The organism is Rhizobium oryziradicis, assembly GCF_001939045.1.
Lineage (GTDB): Bacteria > Pseudomonadota > Alphaproteobacteria > Rhizobiales > Rhizobiaceae > Allorhizobium > Allorhizobium oryziradicis.
In genome coordinates this window covers 1-2,844 of sequence record NZ_MKIM01000010.1, presented here as the reverse complement: position 1 = coordinate 2,844, position 2,844 = coordinate 1, and the positions used below count along the sequence as shown (strand labels likewise).

General features: G+C 52.0%; 1 rRNA gene. It reads right to left on the bottom strand.

From position 1 onward, the window contains the following. Positions 1 to 20 precede the first annotated feature (20 nt). A 23S ribosomal RNA gene (locus BJF95_RS00070) occupies positions 21 to 2,820 on the bottom strand. Positions 2,821 to 2,844: the final 24 nt, after the last annotated feature.

The following is a 2,844-nucleotide window of genomic DNA, read 5'->3' as shown; positions in this document are numbered from 1 at the left end:
GATGAGCATTGTCAATGAGAACGATTAAGCCGATCGAGCTATTAGTAACGGTAAGCTTCATGCATTGCTGCACTTCCACACCCGTCCTATCAACGTGGTCGTCTTCCACGGCTCTGATAGGGAATACTCGTTTTCAGGTTGGTTTCCCGCTTAGATGCCTTCAGCGGTTATCCATTCCATATATAGCTACCCTGCTATGCCGTTGGCACGACAACAGGTCCACCAGAGATATGTCCATCCCGGTCCTCTCGTACTAGGGACAGATCCTGTCAATATTCCTACACCCACGGCAGATAGGGACCGAACTGTCTCACGACGTTCTGAACCCAGCTCACGTACCGCTTTAATTGGCGAACAGCCAAACCCTTGGGACCTGCTCCAGCCCCAGGATGCGATGAGCCGACATCGAGGTGCCAAACAACCCCGTCGATATGGACTCTTGGGGGTCATCAGCCTGTTATCCCCGGCGTACCTTTTATCCGTTGAGCGATGGCCCTTCCACGCGGGACCACCGGATCACTATGACCGACTTTCGTCTCTGCTCGACTTGTCAGTCTCGCAGTCAGGCGGGCTTATGCCATTGCACTCGACGACCGATTTCCGACCGGTCTGAGCCCACCATCGCGCGCCTCCGTTACTCTTTCGGAGGCGACCGCCCCAGTCAAACTACCCACCATACACTGTCCCGGGCCCGGATAACGGGTCGCGGTTAGACATCCATGACGATAAGGGTGGTATTTCAAGGATGGCTCCACTCAAACTGGCGTCCAAGCTTCAAAGCCTACCACCTATCCTACACATGCCGACACGAATGCCAGTGTAAAGCTATAGTAAAGGTGCACGGGGTCTTTCCGTCTGACCGCAGGAACCCCGCATCTTCACGGGGAATTCAATTTCACTGAGTCTATGTTGGAGACAGCGGGGAAGTCGTTACGCCATTCGTGCAGGTCGGAACTTACCCGACAAGGAATTTCGCTACCTTAGGACCGTTATAGTTACGGCCGCCGTTTACTGGGGCTTCAATTCAAAGCTTGCACCTCTCCTTTTAACCTTCCAGCACCGGGCAGGCGTCAGACCCTATACGTCGTCTTGCGACTTCGCAGAGCCCTGTGTTTTTGATAAACAGTCGCTACCCCCTGGTCTGTGCCACCCCAAAATAGTTGCCTAATTTGGGGCCACGCTTCTTCCGAAGTTACGCGTGCAATTTGCCGAGTTCCTTCAACATAGTTCTCTCAAGCGCCTTGGTATACTCTACCTGACCACCTGTGTCGGTTTCGGGTACGGTCTATACGGTGGAGCTATTTCCTGGAACCGCTCCACTGCAACACCAATCCAATAAGGTGTTACAATTTGTGCGATCCGTCACTACCACCAGGCCCACGAATATTAACGTGGTTCCCATCGACTACGCATTTCTGCCTCGCCTTAGGGGCCGGCTAACCCTGCTCAGATTAACTTTAAGCAGGAACCCTTGGTCTTTCGGCGAGGGGGTCTCTCACCCCCTTTATCGTTACTCATGTCAACATTCGCACTTCCGATATCTCCAGGACCCCTCACAGGTATCCCTTCACAGACTTACGGAACGCTCCGCTACCACACATCTTACGATGTATCCTCAGCTTCGGTGCATGGCTTTAGCCCCGTTACATTTTCGGCGCAAAGACCCTTATTTAGACCAGTGAGCTGTTACGCTTTCTTTAAATGATGGCTGCTTCTAAGCCAACATCCTGGTTGTTTTGGGATCCTCACATCCTTTCCCACTTAGCCATGACTTGGGGACCTTAGCTGGAGGTCAGGGTTGTTGCCCTCTTCACGACGGACGTTAGCACCCGCCGTGTGTCTGCCGATTAGTACTCTCAGGTATTCGGAGTTTGATTAGGATCAGTAAGACGGTGAGTCCCCATAGCCCATTCAGTGCTCTACCCCCTGAGGTATTCGATCGACGCACTACCTAAATAGTTTTCGCGGAGAACCAGCTATTTCCGAGTTTGATTGGCCTTTCACCCCTAACCACAAGTCATCCCAATCTATTGCAACAGATGCGGGTTCGGTCCTCCAGTTGGTGTTACCCAACCTTCAACCTGCTCATGGTTAGATCACTCGGTTTCGGGTCTAATGCATCTAACTAAACGCCCTATTCAGACTCGCTTTCGCTGCGCCTACACCTACCGGCTTAAGCTTGCTAGATACACTAAGTCGTTGACCCATTATACAAAAGGTACGCTGTCAGGCTTGCGCCCTCCAACTGCTTGTAGGCATCCGGTTTCAGGTTCTATTTCACTCCCCTTGTCGGGGTGCTTTTCACCTTTCCCTCACGGTACTTGTTCGCTATCGGTCATGCACGAGTACTTAGGCTTGGAGAGTGGTCTCCCCATGTTCGAACAGGATTTCACGTGTCCCGCCCTACTCTAGGACAATGAGTGTTCTACGCGTACGGGGCTGTCACCCACTATGGCCACCCTTTCCAGAGCGTTCCGCTTTATTCCTCATTGCCACTGGCCTGGTCCGCGTTCGCTCGCCACTACTTGCGGAGTCTCGGTTGATGTCCTTTCCTTCGGGTACTTAGATGTTTCAGTTCCCCGAGTTCGCTTCTTACCCCCTATTTTATTCAGGGGTAGATACCTTATTAACAATGCTTAGAAACCCAAGCCGTCATCGCTGACAGTTTGGATTTTCTAAGCATTTAAGGTGGGTTTCCCCATTCGGATATCCATGGATCAAAGCTCATTCGCAGCTCCCCACGGCTTTTCGCAGCGTATCACGTCCTTCATCGCCTGTGCATGCCAAGGCATCCACCAAATGCCCTTATTACACTTAATCGTTCTCATTGCCGATGCTCATCAT